The organism is Streptomyces pseudogriseolus (genome assembly GCA_002154585.1).
Classification (GTDB): Bacteria; Actinomycetota; Actinomycetes; order Streptomycetales; family Streptomycetaceae; genus Streptomyces; species Streptomyces pseudogriseolus.
In genome coordinates, this window is the sequence record MUNG01000717.1 from 1 (window position 1) to 449 (window position 449).

1 pseudogene is annotated in these 449 nt (G+C 75.5%); it reads left to right on the forward strand.

The features are described from left to right. A pseudogene (locus tag CCN29_RS36745) lies at positions 1-449 on the forward strand (maltokinase N-terminal cap-like domain-containing protein); the annotation flags it as partial.

A 449-nucleotide genomic window follows, 5' to 3' on the forward strand; every position in this document is an offset into this window, starting at 1 on the left:
AGATCCCCGCGGGTCTCGTGCCGCGGCTGCTGAAGGCCGAGCAGTCCAACTCCTCGCTGGTGTACGGCGACGAGTACATCCTGAAGGTCTTCCGGCGCATCCAGCCCGGCGTCAACCCCGACCTCGAGGTGCCCGGGGCGCTGGCCCGGCAGGGCTGCCACCGGGTGCCCGCGCCGGTCGCCTGGCTGCGCACCACGCACCCGTTCAAGGCGACGCTGGGGGTGCTCCAGCCGTATCTGCGCAACGCCGCCGACGGCTGGACGCTGGCCCTCGACGCGCTCGCCTCGGGGGACGACTTCACCGCGCAGGCGCACGCCCTGGGCCGTGCCACGGCGGACGTGCACCTGGCGCTGTCCTCCGCGTTCCCCGTCGGCGCGCCCGGCGAGAACGGGCAGACGGCGGCGGCGATGACCGAGCGGCTGACCGCCGCCGCGCACGCCGTGCCCGCG